Source organism: Pauljensenia hongkongensis, assembly GCF_001746855.1.
Classification (GTDB): domain Bacteria; phylum Actinomycetota; class Actinomycetes; order Actinomycetales; family Actinomycetaceae; genus Pauljensenia; species Pauljensenia hongkongensis.
Window position 1 is genome coordinate 117,745 of sequence record NZ_CP017298.1, and the last position, 924, is coordinate 118,668.

Here is a 924-nt window from a genome sequence, read left to right on the forward strand (position 1 = left end):
CCAAAGCGGTGTGGACCGCGCTCCCCGGGCGGCACGCGGCCCAGATCGCGGACCTCGTGCGCGCCACGAGGAGGGGCGGGCGCTCCGCGCTGGTCGTGGCGCCCACGGCCGAGGAGGCCGAGTGGCTCGCCGGGGCCATCGAGGCGGCCACGGGCGAGCGCGCCGCCCTCATGGGCGCCTCCGTGGGGCCCGAGGAGCGCTACGCCGCGCACCTGCGCTGCCTCAACGGCTTGGACCGCATCGTAGTGGGAACACGGTCGGCGGTGTGGGCCCCCGTGCGCGACCTCGGCCTCGTCGTCGTGTGGGGGGACGGGGACGACCGGTTGCGCGAGCAGCGGGCGCCCCGCTGTGACGCCCTCGACGTGGCCGTGCAGCGCTGCGTCGTCGACGGCTGCGCCCTGGTGGTCGGCTCCTTCTCCCGCTCGGTGAAGGCGCACGCCCTGGTGCGCAGCGGCTGGGCGGTGGGCGTCGAGGCCGTGCGCGACGCCGTCCGCGCGGCCACACCCAGGGTCCGCCTCTACGGCAGCCGCGAGGCCGACAGGACGGGGGAGGGCCGCGTCGTCCGGTTCCCCTCCCAGGCGCTGCGCCTGGTGCGCCGGGCCTGCCAGGGCGGCGCGGTGCTCATACAGGTCGCCTCGGCCGGGTACGTGCCGGTCGTGTCGTGCCAGAGGTGCCGCACCGTGGCCCGGTGCCCGTCGTGCCACGGCCCGCTGGGCCTGGGAGCGGAGGGGTCGATGCGCTGCGGGTGGTGCGGGCGCGCCCCCAGCAGCTGGAGGTGCCCGCACTGCTCCGGGACCAGGCTGCGGGCCCTGCGCGTCGGGGCCGACCGGACGGCCGAGGAGGTGGCGCGCGCGCTCCCCGAGGCCTCGGTGCTCGAGTCCTCCGCCGCGCACCGCGTCACACGCCGCCTGCCCGCGCGCCCCG

The 924-nt window shown here is 78.4% G+C and carries 1 pseudogene; it reads left to right on the top strand.

The window, feature by feature from the left end:
• Positions 1-924: pseudogene (locus BH719_RS09900) on the top strand (primosomal protein N' family DNA-binding protein); the annotation flags it as partial.